Annotated in this window: 23 protein-coding genes; 12 read left to right on the top strand and 11 right to left on the bottom strand. The window is 35.4% G+C overall.

Annotation, left to right across the window (positions count from 1 at the left end; all coding sequences use genetic code 11):
* The 3 genes from AB1280_RS14245 (at position 1) to AB1280_RS14235 (ending at position 2227) form a co-directional block, all read left to right on the top strand.
* Positions 1-870, top strand: a complete 870-nt coding sequence (locus AB1280_RS14245) for an SDR family oxidoreductase (protein WP_272191460.1) — start codon at positions 1-3, stop codon at positions 868-870.
* A 161-nt stretch (positions 871-1031) separates the two neighbouring features.
* Positions 1032-1805, top strand: coding sequence for a L,D-transpeptidase (locus AB1280_RS14240; RefSeq protein WP_429756235.1), 774 nt, complete (start codon positions 1032-1034; stop codon positions 1803-1805).
* A gap of 167 nt (positions 1806-1972) precedes the next feature.
* Positions 1973-2227: a hypothetical protein gene (locus tag AB1280_RS14235; RefSeq protein WP_429756234.1), complete on the top strand. Its 255-nt coding sequence runs from the start codon at positions 1973-1975 to the stop codon at positions 2225-2227.
* A 52-nt stretch (positions 2228-2279) separates the two neighbouring features.
* Here the strand turns inward: AB1280_RS14235 and AB1280_RS14230 are convergent, their stop codons facing one another.
* The 7 genes from AB1280_RS14230 to AB1280_RS14200 form a co-directional block, all read right to left on the bottom strand.
* Positions 2280-2495, bottom strand: coding sequence for a DUF1540 domain-containing protein (locus tag AB1280_RS14230; RefSeq protein WP_272191463.1), 216 nt, complete (start codon positions 2493-2495; stop codon positions 2280-2282).
* A 75-nt stretch (positions 2496-2570) separates the two neighbouring features.
* Positions 2571-2993, bottom strand: coding sequence for a thioredoxin family protein (locus AB1280_RS14225; RefSeq protein ID WP_272191464.1), 423 nt, complete (start codon positions 2991-2993; stop codon positions 2571-2573).
* Complete coding sequence (locus AB1280_RS14220) at positions 2993-3424, bottom strand: disulfide oxidoreductase (RefSeq protein WP_272191465.1); 432 nt, start codon at positions 3422-3424, stop codon at positions 2993-2995. The genes AB1280_RS14225 and AB1280_RS14220 overlap by 1 nt, the downstream gene beginning before the upstream one ends.
* Before the next feature lie 153 nt (positions 3425-3577).
* Positions 3578-4465: an LCP family protein gene (locus tag AB1280_RS14215; protein WP_429756233.1), complete on the bottom strand. Its 888-nt coding sequence runs from the start codon at positions 4463-4465 to the stop codon at positions 3578-3580.
* A 122-nt stretch (positions 4466-4587) separates the two neighbouring features.
* Positions 4588-4827 carry a YhdB family protein gene (locus AB1280_RS14210; protein WP_272191467.1) on the bottom strand — a complete coding sequence of 80 codons (240 nt, stop codon included), beginning with the start codon at positions 4825-4827 and terminating at the stop codon, positions 4588-4590.
* A gap of 168 nt (positions 4828-4995) precedes the next feature.
* The gene (locus tag AB1280_RS14205) at positions 4996-5505 is read right to left on the bottom strand and encodes a PCYCGC motif-containing (lipo)protein (RefSeq protein WP_429756232.1); all 510 of its coding nucleotides are present in this window, start codon (positions 5503-5505) and stop codon (positions 4996-4998) included.
* Positions 5506-5613: 108 nt separating this feature from the next.
* Positions 5614-6213 carry a hypothetical protein gene (locus AB1280_RS14200; RefSeq protein WP_429756231.1) on the bottom strand — a complete coding sequence of 200 codons (600 nt, stop codon included), beginning with the start codon at positions 6211-6213 and terminating at the stop codon, positions 5614-5616.
* A gap of 287 nt (positions 6214-6500) precedes the next feature.
* Here AB1280_RS14200 and AB1280_RS14195 point away from each other — a divergent pair, with 287 nt between their 5' ends.
* The 6 genes from AB1280_RS14195 to AB1280_RS14170 all read left to right on the top strand — a co-directional run bounded on the left by AB1280_RS14195 (position 6501) and on the right by AB1280_RS14170 (position 11476).
* Positions 6501-7187: a winged helix-turn-helix domain-containing protein gene (locus AB1280_RS14195; protein ID WP_429757346.1), complete on the top strand. Its 687-nt coding sequence runs from the start codon at positions 6501-6503 to the stop codon at positions 7185-7187.
* A complete protein-coding gene (locus AB1280_RS14190; RefSeq protein ID WP_429756230.1) occupies positions 7174-8583 on the top strand; it encodes a sensor histidine kinase in 1410 nt (469 codons plus the stop codon). The genes AB1280_RS14195 and AB1280_RS14190 overlap by 14 nt, the downstream gene beginning before the upstream one ends.
* 426 nt (positions 8584-9009) lie before the next feature.
* A complete protein-coding gene (locus tag AB1280_RS14185) occupies positions 9010-9342 on the top strand; it encodes a PadR family transcriptional regulator (protein ID WP_429756229.1) in 333 nt (110 codons plus the stop codon).
* Between the two features lie 2 nt (positions 9343-9344).
* Positions 9345-9827, top strand: coding sequence for a hypothetical protein (locus tag AB1280_RS14180; RefSeq protein ID WP_429756228.1), 483 nt, complete (start codon positions 9345-9347; stop codon positions 9825-9827).
* Complete coding sequence (locus AB1280_RS14175) at positions 9824-10351, top strand: permease (RefSeq protein ID WP_429756227.1); 528 nt, start codon at positions 9824-9826, stop codon at positions 10349-10351. The genes AB1280_RS14180 and AB1280_RS14175 overlap by 4 nt, the downstream gene beginning before the upstream one ends.
* A 564-nt stretch (positions 10352-10915) precedes the next feature.
* Positions 10916-11476, top strand: a complete 561-nt coding sequence (locus tag AB1280_RS14170) for a nitroreductase family protein (RefSeq protein ID WP_429756226.1) — start codon at positions 10916-10918, stop codon at positions 11474-11476.
* A gap of 265 nt (positions 11477-11741) precedes the next feature.
* On the opposite strand, the gene AB1280_RS14165 is transcribed toward AB1280_RS14170, so the two are convergent.
* The 3 genes from AB1280_RS14165 to AB1280_RS14155 all read right to left on the bottom strand — a co-directional run bounded on the left by AB1280_RS14165 (position 11742) and on the right by AB1280_RS14155 (position 13883).
* Positions 11742-12374, bottom strand: a complete 633-nt coding sequence (locus tag AB1280_RS14165; protein WP_429756225.1) for a type 1 glutamine amidotransferase family protein — start codon at positions 12372-12374, stop codon at positions 11742-11744.
* 75 nt (positions 12375-12449) lie between these two features.
* On the bottom strand, positions 12450-13412 hold the full coding sequence (locus AB1280_RS14160; protein ID WP_429756224.1) for a helix-turn-helix transcriptional regulator: 963 nt from the start codon (positions 13410-13412) through the stop codon (positions 12450-12452).
* A gap of 129 nt (positions 13413-13541) precedes the next feature.
* On the bottom strand, positions 13542-13883 hold the full coding sequence (locus AB1280_RS14155; RefSeq protein ID WP_429756223.1) for a DUF952 domain-containing protein: 342 nt from the start codon (positions 13881-13883) through the stop codon (positions 13542-13544).
* Between the two features lie 159 nt (positions 13884-14042).
* Here AB1280_RS14155 and AB1280_RS14150 point away from each other — a divergent pair, with 159 nt between their 5' ends.
* The gene (locus AB1280_RS14150; protein ID WP_429756222.1) at positions 14043-15461 is read left to right on the top strand and encodes a SpoVR family protein; all 1419 of its coding nucleotides are present in this window, start codon (positions 14043-14045) and stop codon (positions 15459-15461) included.
* 51 nt (positions 15462-15512) lie between these two features.
* On the opposite strand, the gene AB1280_RS14145 is transcribed toward AB1280_RS14150, so the two are convergent.
* Positions 15513-16715 (bottom strand): macrolide family glycosyltransferase, encoded by a 1203-nt coding sequence (locus AB1280_RS14145; protein WP_429756221.1) that lies wholly within the window; start codon positions 16713-16715, stop codon positions 15513-15515.
* A 409-nt stretch (positions 16716-17124) separates the two neighbouring features.
* Here AB1280_RS14145 and AB1280_RS14140 point away from each other — a divergent pair, with 409 nt between their 5' ends.
* Both AB1280_RS14140 and AB1280_RS14135 read left to right on the top strand, forming a co-directional pair.
* Entirely contained in the window at positions 17125-18387 is a 1263-nt protein-coding gene (locus AB1280_RS14140) for a neutral/alkaline non-lysosomal ceramidase N-terminal domain-containing protein (RefSeq protein ID WP_429756220.1), read from the top strand.
* Between the two features lie 195 nt (positions 18388-18582).
* A complete protein-coding gene (locus AB1280_RS14135) occupies positions 18583-19839 on the top strand; it encodes a tetratricopeptide repeat protein (RefSeq protein ID WP_429756219.1) in 1257 nt (418 codons plus the stop codon).
* Positions 19840-19848 lie beyond the last annotated feature (9 nt).

The raw sequence follows: 19848 nt of genomic DNA, 5'->3' as shown, positions 1-19848 counted from the left end.
ATGACACAACAAGAACAACCGAAGAAAACACTGCCCCCGCAACATCAAGAGAAACAGCCAGGAATTGAGAAAATCATGAATCCACGCCCAAAATGTATAGATGAGAAGTATATAGGAAGCGGGAAACTCCAAGGAAAATGCGCACTGATTACGGGAGGAGACAGCGGAATTGGGAGAGCGGTAGCGATTGCTTTTGCAAAAGAGGGTGCCAATATAGCGATTGCGTATTTAGATGAGCATGAAGATGCAGAGGAAACGAAGCGTTGGGTCGAATCGCAAGGTGTGAAGTGTTTTTTATTTCCGGGAGATATTAGTAATGAGCAGCATTGCCAGCAAGTTGTAACAGAGGCAGAAGCGCAATTGGGAGGTTTAAATATTGTTGTGAATAATGCTGCGCAGCAATATCCGCAGCAAGGTTTAGAGTTTATTACATCAGAACAGCTGGAAAAGACGTTTCGAATTAATATCTTCTCGTATTTTTATATAACAAAAGTGGCACTTGCTCATTTAAAGCAAGGTGATGTCATTGTGAACACCGCTTCCATTACGGCGTATGAAGGAAATGAGCAGCTCATTGATTATTCAGCAACAAAAGGAGCGATTGTTTCTTTTACACGTTCATTAGCAAAATCTTTAGTTCCAAAAGGCATTCGAGTTAACGGCGTTGCCCCAGGTCCAATTTGGACACCGCTTATCCCGTCAAGTTTCAATGAGAAAAAAGTATCTGAATTTGGCAGCAATGTCCCGATGAAGCGGCCGGGACAACCGTATGAATTAGCACCGGCATATGTCTATTTAGCTTCAAATGATTCTACTTATGTTTCGGGACAAATCCTTCACGTTAACGGAGGGGTAATTGTTAATGGTTAGGTAGTATTGTTATCGTGATGAAAGGTGCCGAATCGCCGATATTTTTGAGAGCTGACTTTTAAAGTCAGCTCTCATTCATAAGAATTGGATTTATAGTAAAAACTAAATGAACCATAGTATATTAATGGTGAGATTTTGAGGGGAATGTGGAGGTGACATTGATGAAAAAAGCATGTTCACTTGCATTAGTATTTCTATTCTTTTTTTTATGTGTACCAATCATTTTTGCTGAGAAGGCAGATCATTTATTGCTTATAAATTTAGCAACAAATCAATTATCTTTTTTTGAAAATGGAAACTATGTGCGAACTTTTCCGATTACAACTGGCAAGAAAATTACACCTACACCAGAAGGAACGTTTTGCATTATTAATAAATATAAAAACAAAGAATATCATCGAAAAAAAATCCCGGGTGGTGCACCGAATAATCCACTCGGTACTAGGTGGATGGGTTTAAATAAAAATGAATATGCCATTCATGGGACAAATCGTGAATGGTCGATTGGTAGACGTGAGTCGAACGGATGTATTCGTATGTATGATCGAGATATTCAATGGTTGTATGATCGAATTCCATTACAAACGAAGGTAATTATTACTCATTTTCATACGTCTCCTGAATATGCGGCACATCAATTTGGATACCGGATTGTCAGCTGGAATGGACGTGTGTTAGAGGAAGACCAAATCGGGAAGATTACAACGATCGATCAAACGAAAATATATTGGCAAGAACCGAACGGTCAATTTACAGAAATTCAAACCGTATTACCGAATGAAGTATATCCTGTGTATTCGCAAGGAAAGAACGGACTTTATTATATAGGAAATAATTTGTATATTATGAATAAAAAAGAACCGACGGTAAAGTATGAGCAAGTTCCTTACTCTGTACTAAGTAACATATATAAACGTAAATATGAGGTGAAGTAAAGGGTACCGTTTGAGCATGGTATCCTTTTTCATGTCGCTATTCGTGGGCAATAAATGCCCGATTGGTTAACCATAAGTGAGAAAAGTGTCACTGATGGAAGTTTCACTTTATATCGCACTTGAATCCCTCTTTGAATAGAATGTTGTAAGGCGAGGGGGAGTATAGGGTGGAAAAGGAAGATAGTAAATTTGCATTTAAAATCTTTTTAATTACATTGTGCTTATTTGTTATATACTTGTATATTTCATTCATCTTTTCGATGTACATTCCGTATGTAGACTTGTTGTTATTAGTAGGATTCGTATGGGCATTTGTTGAAGCTAGGGAATGTGAAGATAGTATATATCGCTGGATTACAGTAGGCGGATCGGCATTTATTCTTATTGTATATATTGCAATGATGCATGATGCTTGGAAGTAAGGGAGCGTACAAAAAGAAAGCCCATCTCATGCGGTGCGAGATGGGCAGCGGTTTAGTATTTCGGTTGAAATGTATGGCAACATGTTTCTACGCTTGTTATTGCCGAACTTTCTATCGTTTGTCCGGATAAAATTGTATCTGTATATGACTCGTCTTCTGAGTGTGTAGACTCTTGAGAGTCAGGTTGTACGAAGATGGCAGTTGCTTGACAAAAGTTACCTTGTCCCCAAAATGAGCAGTTAGAGACAGAGCATCGTACTTCTGGCATAGAATCCCCCTCCTTATACAAGTAGTGTGAGATTTTTAGGCACACTTCATGTATACAGGAAGCTTCCTTTTCTTGTTACTTTTTATTTTCTGTAAACCACTTTTTAAAGTTGTCTTTCGGCTGTTCTCCTTCAATACGGCTTACTTCTTTACCTTCTTTAAAGTGAACGATAGCTGGTGTGCCTGTAATTTTAAATTCATCCCACACAGCATTTGGTTCATTTTCTAAGTCGATAACTTTCATATCAATGTTCATATCTTTTGCCATTGGCACGATAACCGGTGATACTTTGTGGCAGTGTGGACAGCTTGTTTGGTAGAAGTATATCGTTTGCTCTTTCTTTTCTTGGATATTTTTTCGAAGATCATCTAAAGAGATTTTATTTGTATAGTAATCTGTTGTGGTCGTGGTTTCTTCTTTTTTCTCCATGTTTGATACAGCAAAAATAGCGATTAATAAAGCGATGACAATACCGCCAAAAAGAAACATTTTCTTCATTACTTCATCTCCTTATTTGTTTTTAATAAAAGAAAACTACAAATTGAAATGATGATAAAAGCAATTAGTGCTAAAAATGGGATTGTGACGAAGCCGAACCAGTTAATGTACTGTCCTGTGCATGGAATTCGTCCGCATACTGCACCAGCTTCTGAAAAAGCAGGAACCTTTTGAATGGCATAATGGTATAGCGATATACAAGCGCCGATGCTTGCGATTGGCAAAGAATATGTGGCAATGCGGTAATCTTTACGCGCCACGGCAATTCCAAGTAGTAACACAAATGGATACATAAAAATACGTTGGTACCAACATAATGTACACGGTTCAAATTTCATAATTTCGGAAAAATATAAGCTTCCGAGTGTAGCAACAAATGAAGTTCCCCAAGCGGTAAATAGCAGAGCTTCTTGTTTTTTTTCACGGTCCATTTTTTATACCTCTCTTATAATAGTTACATACAAAATTATAGTACGAGGAGGAGGGGAAAAGAAAGCAAAACATTCGATATAATAAAAGTTTTTTGCGCTGAAAACTCGGAAATAAAAAAACAAGGTGAAATACACCTTGTTTTTCAGGGAATGTTACTGATTCACAGCTTTCGTAGAATGTATAAAAAAGTCTTGAATTGCTTCTTTATTTTTTTGCGAATGAAGTTCTAATACTGCTCCGGCATGTTTATACGTTTTCGGTTCGTATCCATTTGCGACTGGAATTCGCATCGTTTCCACTTTTTCAATAGGGTGAGCGAGAACGTTACTGCCGAGTGAGAATAACGTTTGCGTATCCATGCTGGTTTGAATATAAGGGAGAAGGTCATAAACAATCATAGGTAATTGGAAGACCCCGTCTACGGATTGCACCTTTTCGGTAAAGGCTTTTTGCAGAGCTTGCAGTACTTCTTGCTGGCGCCCTACACGTCCAAAGTCGCTTTCAGCATCATGACGGAAGCGTGCATATTTTAATAATTCTTTTCCGTGTAATTGCTGCGAGCCAGGTTGTACATGTAATCCCATATCATCGATAATTGTCTGCGTTACATTTACAGTAATTCCTTCTGGTGCAATAGTATCTACAATTTTTTCAAATGCAGCAAAATCAACTGTCACGTAATGAGATACATCGATTCCAAAGTTATGTTGGAGCGTTTTCCGTAATAATTCAGGACCGCCATAATAGTAGGCGGCATTAATTTTATTATACTTTTTATCGTATGTAGGAATTTCTACGTAGCTATCGCGCATAATAGAAGCAAGTTTGACTGTTTTTTCTTGTTTATTATATTGTGCGATCATAATTGTATCAGCCCTAGCTTGCGTTTCTCCGCGTGAGTCGCTGCCAATCAGGAGTACGTTCAGTAATCCTTTTTCGTTTTTTGTCCCTTGAAACTTCGGAGTTGTTTCTTTTGGTGATTTTTGACAACCGCTGATCAATAGGGCGATAAGTAAAAGTAAGTAAATGTGTTTTTTCACATCATCACGTCCGTTTGCTTTATATTCATAATATGTATTATGAACAGTCGGTTGGAAAAATATACTAAAACGCTACCCCGGTGCATCGGGATAGCGTCTTATCGTAGTAGGAACTTGGTTTGTTACATATAGACTTGCTCTGCATATGTTTTCTGCGTAGCATGATCGATATATTGAAACAACAGTTGAAGTTGTTTGTCAATTTCTGATAAATCGTTACTGTATTGATACGAGTGTAGGAAGTGTTCAATTCGCTTTGAAAACAACTGATCTTCTGTTTGTACCATAAGTACAAGCAGCTTCTCCCAATTGCAACAATATGTGTAATAAAGAGCTTTATCGTAGTCGGTGTATGTGTGCATTGTGTGCCTCCTTTAATGAGGAGTTATATATAGTGTGTGACAGAAAAAAAGAAATACACTTGAAAGAATTTGTTAACAGAGCGAGGACTTGTCACAAGAAAACGAGGGAGATAATCCCTCGTTTTTATTTCTCTGAAATGGGGAATATGTTAATACATCATGAAAAAATTAGCTTTTTGGCATCGGAGTAGGCGTCGGTTTTGCATAGCCTTCTTTATATTTATTATCAATGTATTTTCGAATTTCAAGTGGTGATTTTCCTTTTTCTTGTAACCTTGCCGATTCTAATGCGATTTCAAGGCAATTTACACAAGTTGTTGCATGAGAATCCCAAACAACTTGGCCATCTTTTTTGATTTCACGAATGAAACAGTTTTTATTGCTTTTATGTCCTACGCTCTCACCGCATCCACAGTAGCATGGAATCCATTGAAGTAATTCGGCATGTTGTCCTGCCACAGCGTAAATCTTTTTAATTTGTGCATCTTGTTCCGATAAGAAAGAAGGAAGTGTGTCGATTCCTTTTGTTGTTTCGGCAATATCTCTTTGCTCTTCTGTATGATGTTGATGTGATGAGCTCGTTTCTTTTACTGGTTGTTTTTGTTCAGCATTGTTACAGCCGATCATTGTAAATGCAAGAATTCCCGTTATACAACATAATAAAAGCGGCTTTTTCATTGGGATTCCTCCTTTAGTTTCCTCCGAAAATGGACAGGTATATAAACATATATTAAGCGCAGCCTAATTTTAGAAGTAAAAAAGAAGGAGTGAATGCACACTCCTTCCTTATCTTGCTTTTTTCATTTTTAATTCTGTTTTTAACTTCTTCATTTCTGCCTGTATATCCTCTTTTTTCACATTTAATTTTTCAGCAATTTGTTTTACATTCATACCGTCTTTCTTCATTTTTAAAACGTCATTTAAAGGTGTGTTACTCTTTTGTGAAATCATGTTGAGCGCTACAAGTTGGAACAAAGATACTTCATAGTCACGCATCGTTTGTTTCACTTGATCTGGCGTTGATTTTTGCATGTCTGCTACTTTTTGAAACAACTTTGCTTTTGCCTCTTTACTCATATGATGTTTATGCAGTTTCTTCTTATCAACGCCAAAGTGCTTAGCAGTCTCTTTCCAATTCTGGTTTTGCTTATAGTAGTCTAATACAGTGTTAATATCTTTTCCGCTTAACTTAGCAATGCGCGCTGCTTTCCGAATTTCACGCTTTTGATATCCTTTTTCGGTTAATGATTTGTATTGTTCTTCAGAAATGAATTTATGGTGCTTTGTTTCTGCTTGTGAGTTATTTGTAGAAGCGTATGCAGTTAGCGATGTTGCTCCGCATAATAATGATACCGCTAACATTCCTGTTACTAGCTTTTTCTTCATGTTTGATCACTCCTATATGTATTTTGTTATAGCTTATCCAAAAAGTATGACGAAACTATGAACAAATTATGTTTTAAATAGGTACAAATTGAAAAAGCGAAGTCAAAAATCCTTTCTATCTAGGGAGTACGAGAGCATTAGCGGTCATGTTTTATTCGGCAGGGCAGCGACTAATATGTTGAAAAATTAAAATGGGTTTATATATAAAGAGAAGTAGAGAGTTGTTTCTATATGATAAGAGTTTTAAAATGAAGAAAAAGATTTCGAGGAATGGAGAAGATGCTGCGATGCATGTATTAATTGTAGAGGATAATGAGAGTGTGTGTTCCATGCTTGAAATGTTTTTTATGAAAGAAAACTTTCAAGCAACATTTGTCGCAGACGGTTTAGAAGCGTATGCATTGTTTCAAAAGAAAGAATGGGATTTGCTTATTATAGATTGGATGATTCCAGGGATGGACGGTATAAAGCTATGTCAAAAAATAAGAGAAAGCAGTGACGTTCCTATCATTATGTTAACCGCAAAAGATAGTGAAGCAGATCAAGTGCTAGGATTAGAAATTGGGGCAGATGACTATGTTACGAAGCCGTTTAGTCCGCTTACATTAATCGCAAGGATGAAGGCAGTTGTCCGTCGTCTAACAAAAAAACAGGTAAAAAGTGAAACGAATCATTTTCATATTAATGAAGAAACGAGAGAAGTATTTTTAGATGGTGAGAAAGTGAATAATTTAACGCCAAAAGAATTTGAATTACTCGTCTTTTTTACGAAGCACCCACGCCAAGTATTTCGAAGAGAGCAGCTTTTAGAACGCATTTGGGGCTATCAATTTTACGGAGATGAACGAACGGTGGATGTACATATTAAGCGGCTCCGTAAAAAAATTAGGACTGACTCGCATATATGGATTCAAACTGTGTGGGGCGTTGGTTATAAATTTGATGAAGCGGTAACTGGCTGTGAAAAGGATTAAATATTTTTATCAGCTGTTGTTTAGTTACATTTTTGTTTTTCTTGTTGCCTTTATTTTATTAAGTGTGATGTTTTTAAGCTTAGCTGAAAATCTTGCTTATGAAACAAAAGTAGAAGAGCTTACTTCTTATGGGACAAAAATTATTGATGAGCTTGAGAAAAAGGAAATGGATGTTCATGTTGTGAAACTAAAACATTTCTCTAGTCTATTACGTGCACGTGACACGAAGTTTTTCATCTTTAATGAAAAGGGAGAAATTACGCAATCACCAGTTCATGTAAAGAAAAATTCATTGTTAAGCGAGAAAGAATGGAAGAAAATTCAACATGGTGAAACATTGAAAATAAAACGAGATGTAAATAGATTTGAACAACCTGTATCCATTGTTGCGCTTCCATATATGAGAAATGGTGAACTGCAAGGCGGTGTGATGTTAACAGCTCCCATCCGCAACACACTTGAAATCATTACGGAATTAAATCGTTATTTGTTTATTGCGGCAGGCGTTACATTCCTAATTGTACTTGTGGTTAGTATTTTTTTCTCACGCTCTTTAGTCAAACGGGTGCAGCGTCTTCGCAGGGCAACTGAAATGATCGCAAAAGGTCAGTATGATGTACATATTCCTATTGGACAATATGATGAAATTGGTTTGCTTGGAAACGATTTTAACAATATGGCGCAGCAGCTTCATAAAGCACAGACAGAAATTGAGCGTTTAGAAAAGCGAAAACGTCAATTTATTGCAGATGTTTCCCATGAATTAAAAACACCGCTTACGACAATAAATGGTTTGGTAGAAGGGATGAAGAATGACTTCATTCCAGAGGAGAAAAAGCAGCGCTGTTATGAAATGATGGAACAAGAAACGAAGCGATTGATTCGTCTCGTTAAGGAAACGTTGGACTATGAAAACATTCTTTCAAATGAAGTAACACTTCAAAAAGAAGAAATTGACGTAAAGGAAATATTTGAAGTCGTTAGTGAACAATTAGAACTGCAAGCAGAAGAAAAAGGAAATAAAATTGAAATCGCTGTCCCGGCTCATTTATTTGTTTACGCTGACTATGACCGATTGCTGCAAGTTTTACTAAATATCACAAAAAATAGTCTGCAATTTACAGAGAACGGAACGATTTTATTACGAGGAAAAGAAGAAGGACAAACAATAATGATTGAAATTGCAGATACGGGCATAGGAATGAAACAAGAAGAAGTCGCTGCCATATGGTCGCGTTTTTATAAAGCAGATGCTTCTAGAACGAATAGCTATGGTGAATTTGGATTAGGATTATCGATTGTAAAGGAACTCGTGAAACTGCACGATGGAACGATTGCAGTAACGAGTGAACAAGATAAAGGAACAACGTTTATCATACGTTTTCCGAGACCATGAAAATCGTCTTACATAAAGTAAGGCGATTTTTTTGTTGCGTTAGGAAAAAGATCTAATCTGCCCATCAAGCTAAGATTTTGAAGCATCTCCAAAACGAAAATTTTCTCTGTCTATGGGAATCCGGTTTATATTGATGCAGCTTTGGAATAAAGTTTGATCAAAATAGGTTTCTTTATGTCAATTTTTCAACTACTTCACTTTTAAATTATTCTTGTTTTTCTTGAAATTTTTCACCTCGACACCATCTATAGATGACATCGCATTCATTTCTGTTTCTTTTTAAAATTGACAGGACATTATATTACCTTTATACTGTCAGTAACATATAACTGTTAATGACAGTATACTGTTATTAACAGTGATAATTTTAATGTTATGATGACAAAAAAATATTTTTTACATTTAATTCAGGAGGTTAGATATTTTATGAAACATACAGGGAGACATACAGGTGCATTTCTTTTGCTGTTTTTAACAGAGGGAGATAGCTATGGAGGGAAACTTCTGCAGAAATGTGAAGAAGAGCTTCCCATTAATCCAATTGATAGTGCCATCATCTATCGCACACTAAAAAAATTAGAGAAAGAAGGTGCTGTTGAGTCTTATTTGGATACATCTGATCAAGATAAGCCGATAAAAATGTACAAAATTACTACAGTTGGAAAAAGAACATTAGAAGATTTTCAAATAGATATTGAAGAAAAAATTAAGAATTTATCATTTTTCTTAAATAAATACAAAAAATGGAAGGGGGTATGACCATGATTAATGGTACGATCCTTTACACTATAGCTATTATTCTTATCAGTATTTCTTTTGTAAAGGATAGAAATAAAACAAAAGATGCTCTATTAAAGTCATGGAAAATGTTTCGTAATCTTATACCTTCTATGCTATCAATTATGCTTTTCGTGGGACTATCACTATCTATATTAACGCCTTCTTTCATTTCTTCCATCATTGGGGAAAAATCTAGATTCATCGGTATTGTTTATTCAGCAATAATTGGCTCCGTTGCACTCATTCCAAGCTTTATTGTGTTTCCTCTAGGAAATACATTAGTCCAAAATGGTGCGGGTCTCCCTCAAGTTGCGGTATTAATGTCTACATTAATGTCAGTAGGAATCACAACTTTACCGATGGAACAAAAGATATTTGGGCGAAGTTTTGCTTATTCTCGTAATGCATCTGCACTGTTAATGTCTCTCATATTCTCGTATATTATTTGGGTGGTGATGGTATGAATGAATTAAAAAGATATCGTTTCTTTTTCATTTTACTATTGGGACTCATTATATTGATTTTTATAAACCGATCGCTCGGCTGGAACGCATTTCAATTAACAGGAAAAAGTATTTTAGATATGCTGTTTTTACTTCCTCCTGTCTTAATATTCGTAGGGTTACTTGACCAGTGGGTGAAGAAAGAAACATTAATTAAATATATGGGAGAAAAATCTGGCATCTATGGCATCTTGTTCTCCCTATTACTAGGAGGAATTGCAGCTGGTCCTCTCTATGTTGCTTTTCCAATCGCGGCACTTTTATTAAAAAAAGGAGCGAGCATACGCTACATTGTATTTTTTCTAGGAGTTTGGACAACTGCAAAATTACCGGTTATGGTGTATGAATTTGCTTCATTTGGAGCTAAATTTACACTCATTCACATTTGTTTTGGTCTATTATATTTCTATTTAATGGGTATTATTTATGAGAAGTTTTATGACCAACGACAACTGTTAAAGTATGATATAACTAAAGAAGTTTAGATTTAGACTAATAAGTCTTTAAGTCCTTCCATCCCAGATTCTTTTGTCTATGTTTCATGATACAAAATTATTCTTACAGGAAGCTTCTGATACATTCCGATATAAACCTCAGGAAGTTCATATGTTTCACCTGACTGTAATTGCTCCATATCTAATGGGATGTACTTAGAGTGCTTTTTTTGCTTTAGGTACATTCAAAATCTTAGACGTATAATAGCTATCAACTAAATCCTCATTAATAATACAAGAAGCTCTTTTTATTCCCTCAATCTCATAATCCAGTATTTTTTATTACTTAGAAAAATCTGTTCTTCTAAAACCAAATCATTAACATTTTTAAATTAAAAACACGTGAAATTCTCGTTTTGGGGTATTGAATTTTTCCTAAGTTGATGGCGATAAGGTGATACCCCAATTCTTTCTATACATGTTCATAAAAAGAAAAGAGTTTTTGGGTATTAAATATTGATTTATATAATGAAACTGACTTATAATTGAAATTGATAATCTTTATCAACTAAGGAACATATACATATAGATAGAAAATAATGAAGGAGAGAAAAGATGACAACTTATACTTCCATCGCAACTGTTGTGAAAGAAAGAAGATCTATTCGTACATTTACAAATCAAGCAGTAGAAAAAGAATTACTAATTGAACTATTAAATGATGCAACGTGGGCACCAAATCATAAACACCGCGAGCCGTGGCAATGTAAATTATTTATAGGTAACGGCAGAAAAACATTAGTGGACGCTGTTTTAAGCTCGTTTTCAGCAGAGGAAAGAGAAAAGCGCAGAAACATGTTAACAGAACGGTTTATGAATACACCAGCTCAAATTGTTGTTTATATGGATGAAGACCCGCGTCAAGTACAGCGTGATGAAGACTATGCTGCTGTATGTGCATTTATACAAAACTTCCAGCTGCTAGCTTGGGAACATCGATTAGGAACTGTTTGGAAAACAGGCGGACTGATTTACAATCCTGAGTTTATGAAAGCAATCGGTTTAACGAAAGGACAGCGAGTTGTTGGCATTTTACATGTTGGCTATTTTGATAAAGTACCAGAAGGGAAAGAGCGCACGCCGATTATAGAGAAGTTAGAGATTGTTGAGGGATAAAGTGAAATTCCCATCAGTGGGGGGGCTTCATCCTTCATTGATGGAAAGCCTGCCCAATTGGGCGTTGGTTTGAAATAAAGTTTGATTAATAGAAGAAAACCACGCATTTTGAACAAAGATTGTTCAAAATGCGTGGAATTTATTTGGGGATAGATTTAGTTTTTATAAAAAAGACGGATTATTTTCTAACGGTGCTATTTCACAGTAACGTCTGATTCTTAAAGAAAGGTCTATCATTATTATCAAAAGAAAATGCTATTAAGGCTCATCTAGTTATTGAATTCATTAACTGGAAGAAGTATTTAGGTTTATGAGTCTTATGTAGGTTATACCATGAATGCAATGTATCTGGTGCAAATACATCTAAGATTTTCAGTACTTCCGTCGCAAATTCCAAAGGAGCTATTCCTGATGCAGTAACCAAATTCTCATCAGATACTGCAGGTCCCATCTCATAAAATTTTTCTCCTTTATAATTAGGACAGACCATTTTAATATACTCTAAGTTATTGCTTGTATGCTTTCTAGAGTCTAGGTATCCGATATTCGCCAGTCCCTCAGTTGCACCACAAATTGCAGCAACAATAGTGCCAAGTTTTAAAGCTTCGCCAATTTTTTTCAAGATAGGTTGATGAATATCTTCTCCCCAAGTATTCCCTCCGGGTAAAACGATAAGATCTTTACTCTCAAGTGTACATTCATCAAGGGAAATGTCTGGTTTTATATTCAGTCCTCCCATTGTAGTAATCATTTCTTTAGTAATTCCTACTGTAACTACTTTTAAAGGTGCTAAATCTTTTTTGAAATATCTTCCTGAGTTTAGTTCAGCAATTAAATATCCATATTCCCAGTCTGACATTGTATGAAATACATAAAGATAAGCTTGTTTTGTTTGCATCCAATCACACTCCAATTACAATTGATATCGCCTATTATAAAATAACTTCCCTGACAGCTAACGTCAGGGAAGTTATCATACTTGATGAAATTGTATTAATTCCGACAGAATTTCAATAAGTCTTTTCTTAAGACTTACTGGCTCAATAATTTGAATGGATTTACCGTACGGTAAAAGTAAATAAGGTACGTATGTATGTAGTATATCTTTTTCAAGCAGGAATACAGCTTGATTTGAAGTTCGTTCATGTAAATAATTTCCCAAAAACCAATGTTGGCAAACATCATTTAGCGTACTGTTATTTCCACTAATAACTAAAGAAATAATCCTTTTCTTATCTTCCATAGTAGGAAGGAGGTTTTTCAAGAAAAGGTCACGTGCTGAAAAATTTTCTGGCCGGTTAAACTTATTTCCAGTTAGCATTAGATTTTCAATTCTCTCTACTCTAAAACTGCGGATATCGTTTCTAAGATGACAAAATCCAATCATATACCACTTATTATTCCAATAAATAATTCTGTATGGATCAACCAATCTATACTTTGATTGCTCTTCTCCACTTTTATGGTATTGAATTTTTACAGAGTATCCGTCAGCCACGGCCTGCTCCAGCTCCTTCAAGAAAGGTTCCATCGAGAGGGAATTTATTCGGCTTATTACTTCAAGACTGGTTACATGTTGGTTTATCTTTGTTTCCTGCTCTTCGTTTGAATATTTGCCTAGCTTTGAAATAGCCCTATTTAGTGCTTCTCCTCCATAATACCCGGCCTCTTCTGCAAAAACAGCAGCGTGAAATAGTGATGTTTGCTCCTCAGAATCAAAAAAAAGAGGAGCTTCAATAAAATTATTCAATAAAGTATATCCGCCGTTATGTCCTGTGTCTGCAATTATAGGTACACCACTTGTCGAAAGTGTATCAATATAACGATATACAGTCCTGATATTCATCTCTAACTTTTCTGAAATTTGTTTTGCAGTAATTTTTTCACCTGAGCTAAGCATCCATAGAATTGCTAGTACATTGTCCATTTTAGGCATATAAAGCCACCTCAATATGGAATTGATTATCTATCATATAAGTTTTTCCCCTTAATTAGTGTTAAGTAAATTTTACTGCCTACGAATAGCAGAATAACAAAGAAGGATGCATGAGCATCCTTTTTTTTGTTATGCGAGTTCTGCGGGAAGAGTGAACGTACCATCTTCATGTTGATGTAATGGATAGATGTTTGTAACGGCAATTGTATGAATGACACCGTAAATGTGCGGATATTGTTCACCGTTTGCAGCTAATTCGTATTTAATTTCTGCTTGTACACGCTCGGCATCAATTGCTAACAATACAAGAGAAGGTTCTGATGCGAAATGTTTATGAGCAACCTGTAATGATTGGCTAAGGAATGAACAGTGAATGAAGCCTTCTTCGTGTAAAGAAGGTTCGACAATTACTCCTTTTTCCTTTGCGTTCTCCCATGCTTGTATTGTCATAACTTTCATGATTGTTTTCATAGTATTGTCCCCTTTGTAATGACGATTTTCCTAAAGCAAATTTTACATGTTTTTTAGACGAATCGCATCTAAAAGATAGGAGAGAGTTTCTTTTATCCTCATGAAAGCTTGTTTCTATTCATACACTTTCATAAGGGAATGTGTAAGGAGGGAAAAGAGATGAGAAGCAGTGAGGATAAAGTGTTGCAATATGCAATTGCGGAAATTACAGAAATCGCCACAGGGTTTGGATTAGATTTTTATCCGATGCGTTATGAAATTTGTCCAGCAGACATTATTTATACATTCGGTGCGTACGGGATGCCAACGCGTTTTTCGCATTGGAGTTTTGGAAAACAATTTTATAAGATGAAACTTCACTATGATTTAGGGCTGAGTAAAATATACGAGCTCGTTATTAACTCGAATCCGTGCTATGCCTTTTTATTAGATACAAACTCACTCATTCAAAATAAACTGATTGTCGCTCACGTATTAGCGCATTGTGACTTCTTTAAAAATAATATTCGATTCTCTAACACAAAACGAGATATGGTCGAAAGTATGTCGGCAACGGCAGAGAGAGTGAAAAATTATGAGCATAAATACGGAAAAGCAGAAGTCGAAACGTTTTTAGATGCAGTGTTGGCTATTCAAGAGCATATTGACCCTTCACTTATGAGACCAAAGCTGTCGTGGAGTGCAGATGATCAAGACGAGGAAGAAACGATAAAAAAGACACCTACGCCATACGATGATTTATGGAACTTAGAAAATCGAAATAAGAAACGCGAATTGCCTAATGCACGGAAGAAAAGAAAAATTCCACCGCAACCAGAAAAAGACTTACTTCTCTTTATTGAACAATACAGCCGCGAACTAGAAGAATGGCAGCGCGATATTTTAACGATGATGCGTGAGGAAATGCTGTACTTCTGGCCGCAGCTTGAAACGAAAATCATGAACGAAGGCTGGGCTTCGTATTGGCATCAACGCATCCTCCGCGAAATGGACTTAAGCTCAGACGAAGCAATCGAATTCGCAAAATTAAATGCAGGAGTTGTGCAGCCATCAAAAACAAGCATTAATCCGTATTACCTAGGTATTAAAGTTTTCGAAGACATCGAAGAACGCTACAACAACCCGACAGAAGAAATGGTACGCCAAGGCGTAAAACCAAACTCAGGAAGAGAAAAAATCTTTGAAGTGCGCGAAATTGAATGGGACGTATCATTCCTTAGAAATTACTTAAACAAAGAACTTGTCATGCGCGAAGATATGTACTTATTCCAGCGCCAAGGAAAAGATTATAAAGTCATCGATAAAGAATGGGAAAATGTTCGCGATCAGCTCGTGAATATGAGAACAAATGGTGGATTTCCATATTTAGTTGTTGAAGATGGAGACCATTTAAAGAACGGCGAATTGTATATTAAGCATTGTTATGAAGGAATTGAGCTCGATTTGAAATATTTAGAGAAAGTGTTGCCGTACATTTATCAATTATGGGGAAGAACGGTGCATATGGAGTCGATTGTGGAGAATAAGAATGTTGTGTTTTCTTATGATGGGAAGATGGTGCATCGGAAGTATGTGTGAGGGCCGCTGGAATCAGCGGCTTTTTTCATTGGCAGTGTATAAGAAAAGCATTTACATATCATATTTCCTCTTAAATTCGAAAATCTCATCAACAGCCTGGCGATATCCGCCTGATTTTTGAAAGGATTCGCTAATGTTGCCAACTTCTTTTAGGAAAGAAGGATTGTGTAATACTTGGTTCGCAGTTTCACGGAGCTGGTCAGCTGTTAGACTGTTCATACTTAAATTGATACCTGCTCCGATATTGGCAACGCGCCCAGCAACAATAGGTTGATCCGCACTTTGTGGGATTACAATTAGCGGAACACCGTAATAGAGACCTTCATGGGTACTGTTCATTCCACCGTGCGTGATAAATAATGTAGCGTATTTTAACACTTCGGTTTGTGGAACATAATTTTTAACAATAAAGTTTTTTGGAATATCTCCTAAATTAGATATTTGAACTTTTTGTCCAATCGACATGACAACGGTATGATCAGTGTTCTCAAATGCCTTAAAACAAAGCTTATAAAAATCAATTGCTTGGTTAAAGACAGTACCAAGTGAAATGTAAATTGGGCTTTTTTCCTTGATTGTAGTAAGGTCGAAGTTTTCTTGCGTTAATCGTGAAGAAAGGGATGGACCTACAAATTTGTATGTTTGGTCAAATGTTTCTCCAGAAGGTTGAAACTCCTTAGTTGTATAAACGATTGTAAGTGGTGCAGGGTTACAGAAAACTTCATAAGGAGAACTGATTTCAACACCATATTTCTCTTTAATTTTTGTTGTCAGGTTTTGAAATTCACTATGTATCCTTTTCGCAATTTCTATTGGGATTTTTTGTGAAAGATGTTCTAACGTTCTTTCAAATGATAGTTCAGTATGAGCAAAAGATGTACACGAATTAATTGCAGGGAGCTTTAGAATTTGGGAAAGTAAATGCCCACAACCAAACATAGAATCGTGAATGATGTAATCAAAATGTTCTCCCTGAATCTGTTCAAGAACGCTAGGTATCACAATATCCGCCGTATGTAAAAGACCGTTAATTCTTTCAGATAAATAATCTCTTCCGCCTGAGATAAATGCTTTTAAAAATTTTTGATCGTCAAATGTTCGTACAGTAGCTCCCGTCTTTTCAATACGTTCTCGAAAAGCTTCTATTGTGAAGTACACTACTTCCTCCCCGCGTGAAATAAGCTCTTGTACAACTCCGATTGTTGGATTGATATGTCCTTCAGATCCCCCATTTATAAATAAAACACGCGCCATTATAATCACTCCTTAGGTAAAATGGTCTCTAAGTTATCATTGCTTCCTTCCGTTACACGTATCAGAATATAATATTTTTGTGTCCTCTATGTGATCGTATGATAAAAATAAATTTTACATAAAAAGCAGCCGGTAGTCGACTGCTTTTTATAATCAATTACTTTCATATCATTTCTGTAATTAAATATGGATTTAATTATAATTTCAATCATGATATCACCTTAAGGCAATTAGGAGATAAGGTAGTGAACAGTTGGGTCTATAATATTTCTAAAGAAGAATATTATAGTAAAATTGAAAAGGTAATGAACATTTGATTCAATACAAACAACTTCAAGAAGCAGAAGCAAATTCAGGGCAGTTTAATTGAACGAAATAACCAATTACATAAATAACTGGAGAGATTCAAATGAGTAAAGTAGGAATATATAAGATAGATATTACGCCTCCTCTAGGTATCGACTTCATCGGATACCATAGAGAAACAGGAATTCGTAATATTGATGAACACATTTATGCAACAGCATATGTGTTTGAAAGCCATCAAACAAATACTGTATTTATAAGTATTGATAACATCGGGATGCTAATTGAAGATACAGTAACAATTCGGGAACAAATCGCAAATGAGTTGAATATTCCATTAGAAAACATAATGGTTGTGTATACTCATACGCATTCTGGCCCCGAAACAGTTGGCGATGATGAGTTAATAATGTCTTATAAAACAACTCTCATCACTAATGTAGTAAGAGCCGCGGTTATCGCAAATGACAATATGCAAGCATCTGAAGTTGGGTGGAACGTAACATTAGGGGAAATAGGGATAAATCGAAGAGAGAAAACACCTGATGGCAAAGCAAAAATGGGTGCTGATGTAAATGGAGTTGTGGATAAACGGATCGGTGTTCTAGCAATTAGAAACGATCAAACAAAGGATTTAACTGGAATCATTGTATTTTGCACGGCTCATCCAAATGTTTTAAAGGGAGATAGTGATAAATTATCAGCCGATTACCCAGGTTTGACAAGGGAGATCCTTGAAAGAACACTTAACTGTCCTGTAGCAATTGTTCAAGGGGCCGCGGGAAATGTGAATGCAAAATATCGTGGTTCAATGGAAGCATTACAACAAATGGCTTACGTAGTAAGTGGAAATGTCTTAACGATGTTGCCAACAATTACGTACAATTCAATTTCAAAGTTGAAAACTATTTCAAGCACATTACCAATGAAATTAAAAGATATTCCTGAACTTGATGGAATAAAGCAGATGGCACAATTGGCTGAAAAACATTGGGGTGTAAATACTGACCAATGGCTTACGATCATGTTAGATAAATATAAACGAAATATAAGACGGCTAACAATTGACTTAGAAATTCAGTTACTTCAAATTAATGAAGGTTCATTTTCTGGAATACCAATGGAGCCATTTTCAGAAACAGCTCTAGAGATTAAAGAAAAATTGAATAACGAACTTGCCTTTTTTGGCGGTTATACGAACGGTTATGTTGGTTATTTACCTACAAAAGAAGAATATGCATATGGAGGATATGAAGTAGAACTCAATCCGGTAGTGTATGGACCAGTTACAAATTTATGGATGCCTCCAGAAGAGAATACTGCTGAGCTTGTAGTGGAGAAAGTTATGGAACTATATAATTCTTAAAGGCTTTATAATTAAGCATAACAGTTTTATAGATAGTAGAAGAATGTGGATAAAGCCACACTATCAATTAATGAAAAAGAAGAGAAGGTACAATTAGTGGTACCTTCCTTTTTTGTGAAATCTTATATTTTATTTAATATTCAGTAAAAATTTGATAAAATTTTACATAGGAAATATTGGAAAGGGAAGAGGCGCATGGGTATTGGGAAAATTATTTATTACCACCGAAAAAAACAGAGTAAAACACAAGAACAATTGTGCAAGGGAATATGTTCAGTTACACATTTAAGCAAAATAGAGAATAACTCAAAAGAAGCAAATCTAGATACTTTAAAATTATTATGTGAGCGATTAGGAATATCCATTGAAGAGGAAGAGAAAAAGATTCAAGATTTTCAAAAGAAAATAGATGGTTTTTATGATGCGATAGAACGGTTAAACAAAGGAAAGGCAAACTCTTTATACAACTTTTTGAACAGTCACAAAGAGTATATAAGTTGCACAAAGTATATTTTTTTATATGAATTATGTGAATTACGATACTATTTGTTTTTAGATCAATTGGGTGAGGTTGAAAAAAGGCTTGAAAGCATTAACAAGTATAAAAGGAAATTTTCCCAATATGAAAGGTATTTATCAGATTTTTTATATGCTATATATTATTTTAAAAGGAAGGAGTTTACGACCTCATTAAAAGTATTAAATGGTATTAGTGAATCGGTTGAAATTTATGGCGATAAAATAAAAGAATATTATTATTATAAAGCGTTAGTGCATAGTAGGTTGAATCATTCTGCTTTAGCTATTCATTTCGGATATAAAGCTTTAAAAGTATTTCAAGAAGCGAGTAATATTTATCGTACATTTCATGTTAAAACGATTATTGCAATTCATCTTTCTAGAACAGGTGAATATATGGCAGCTGAAGCAATCTTATTTGAGATGCTAGACGATGCTGAATTGATACAAGATGTGTCAGAAACCGCAAGGACTTTGCATAATCTAGGCTTTTTGTATTATTCTCAGAAGAAGAAAGAAAAAGCATTGGATTATTATTATAAATCATTGCAGTTAAAACAAAAATATACAGAGGGCTATTACTTAACATTAGGAAATATTGCACAAATTCTTGTGGAAATGAAAGAGTTTGAAAAAGTAGTTGAAATGTTAAAAGAAGAACTTTATATTTTTGAAAACAAAGAAAGTCCTGAATATGTGTGGTTAAATGTACTGTATCTACAGGCATTAGGAGAAGAAGAGTCTTTAATTGACTATTTAATTAAGTGTGGTGTACCCGTTATGAGGAAGCGTAGTCGATTAAAAACGGCTTCAGAATATGCAGAGAAGATTGCTTCTTATTATGAAAAAAGTGATCCTTCATTAGCTAATGAGTATCTTCGTATAAGTAATACTATATTGAAAAGCTTATTAAGTAACAAAGGGGAATTATAATTATAAATA

Source organism: Bacillus sp. S10(2024), from assembly GCF_050473865.1.
Classification (GTDB): domain Bacteria; phylum Bacillota; class Bacilli; order Bacillales; family Bacillaceae_G; genus Bacillus_A.
The sequence above is the reverse complement of the archived record's forward strand: the minus strand, read 5'-3'. Positions and strand labels throughout refer to the sequence as shown.

Coding starts and splice junctions, on each gene's coding strand:
- AB1280_RS14185 (WP_429756229.1), top strand. CDS start 9,010: ATGAAACATACAGGGAGACATACAGGTGCATTTCTTTTGCTGTTTTTA.
- AB1280_RS14200 (WP_429756231.1), bottom strand. CDS start 6,213: ATGAAGAAAAAGCTAGTAACAGGAATGTTAGCGGTATCATTATTATGC.
- AB1280_RS14225 (WP_272191464.1), bottom strand. CDS start 2,993: ATGAAGAAAATGTTTCTTTTTGGCGGTATTGTCATCGCTTTATTAATC.
- AB1280_RS14210 (WP_272191467.1), bottom strand. CDS start 4,827: ATGCACACATACACCGACTACGATAAAGCTCTTTATTACACATATTGT.
- AB1280_RS14180 (WP_429756228.1), top strand. CDS start 9,345: ATGATTAATGGTACGATCCTTTACACTATAGCTATTATTCTTATCAGT.
- AB1280_RS14220 (WP_272191465.1), bottom strand. CDS start 3,424: ATGGACCGTGAAAAAAAACAAGAAGCTCTGCTATTTACCGCTTGGGGA.
- AB1280_RS14230 (WP_272191463.1), bottom strand. CDS start 2,495: ATGCCAGAAGTACGATGCTCTGTCTCTAACTGCTCATTTTGGGGACAA.
- AB1280_RS14175 (WP_429756227.1), top strand. CDS start 9,824: ATGAATGAATTAAAAAGATATCGTTTCTTTTTCATTTTACTATTGGGA.
- AB1280_RS14170 (WP_429756226.1), top strand. CDS start 10,916: ATGACAACTTATACTTCCATCGCAACTGTTGTGAAAGAAAGAAGATCT.
- AB1280_RS14145 (WP_429756221.1), bottom strand. CDS start 16,715: ATGGCGCGTGTTTTATTTATAAATGGGGGATCTGAAGGACATATCAAT.
- AB1280_RS14240 (WP_429756235.1), top strand. CDS start 1,032: ATGAAAAAAGCATGTTCACTTGCATTAGTATTTCTATTCTTTTTTTTA.
- AB1280_RS14165 (WP_429756225.1), bottom strand. CDS start 12,374: ATGCAAACAAAACAAGCTTATCTTTATGTATTTCATACAATGTCAGAC.
- AB1280_RS14135 (WP_429756219.1), top strand. CDS start 18,583: ATGGGTATTGGGAAAATTATTTATTACCACCGAAAAAAACAGAGTAAA.
- AB1280_RS14155 (WP_429756223.1), bottom strand. CDS start 13,883: ATGAAAACAATCATGAAAGTTATGACAATACAAGCATGGGAGAACGCA.
- AB1280_RS14195 (WP_429757346.1), top strand. CDS start 6,501: ATGCATGTATTAATTGTAGAGGATAATGAGAGTGTGTGTTCCATGCTT.
- AB1280_RS14245 (WP_272191460.1), top strand. CDS start 1: ATGACACAACAAGAACAACCGAAGAAAACACTGCCCCCGCAACATCAA.
- AB1280_RS14140 (WP_429756220.1), top strand. CDS start 17,125: ATGAGTAAAGTAGGAATATATAAGATAGATATTACGCCTCCTCTAGGT.
- AB1280_RS14150 (WP_429756222.1), top strand. CDS start 14,043: ATGAGAAGCAGTGAGGATAAAGTGTTGCAATATGCAATTGCGGAAATT.
- AB1280_RS14160 (WP_429756224.1), bottom strand. CDS start 13,412: ATGCCTAAAATGGACAATGTACTAGCAATTCTATGGATGCTTAGCTCA.
- AB1280_RS14205 (WP_429756232.1), bottom strand. CDS start 5,505: ATGAAAAAGCCGCTTTTATTATGTTGTATAACGGGAATTCTTGCATTT.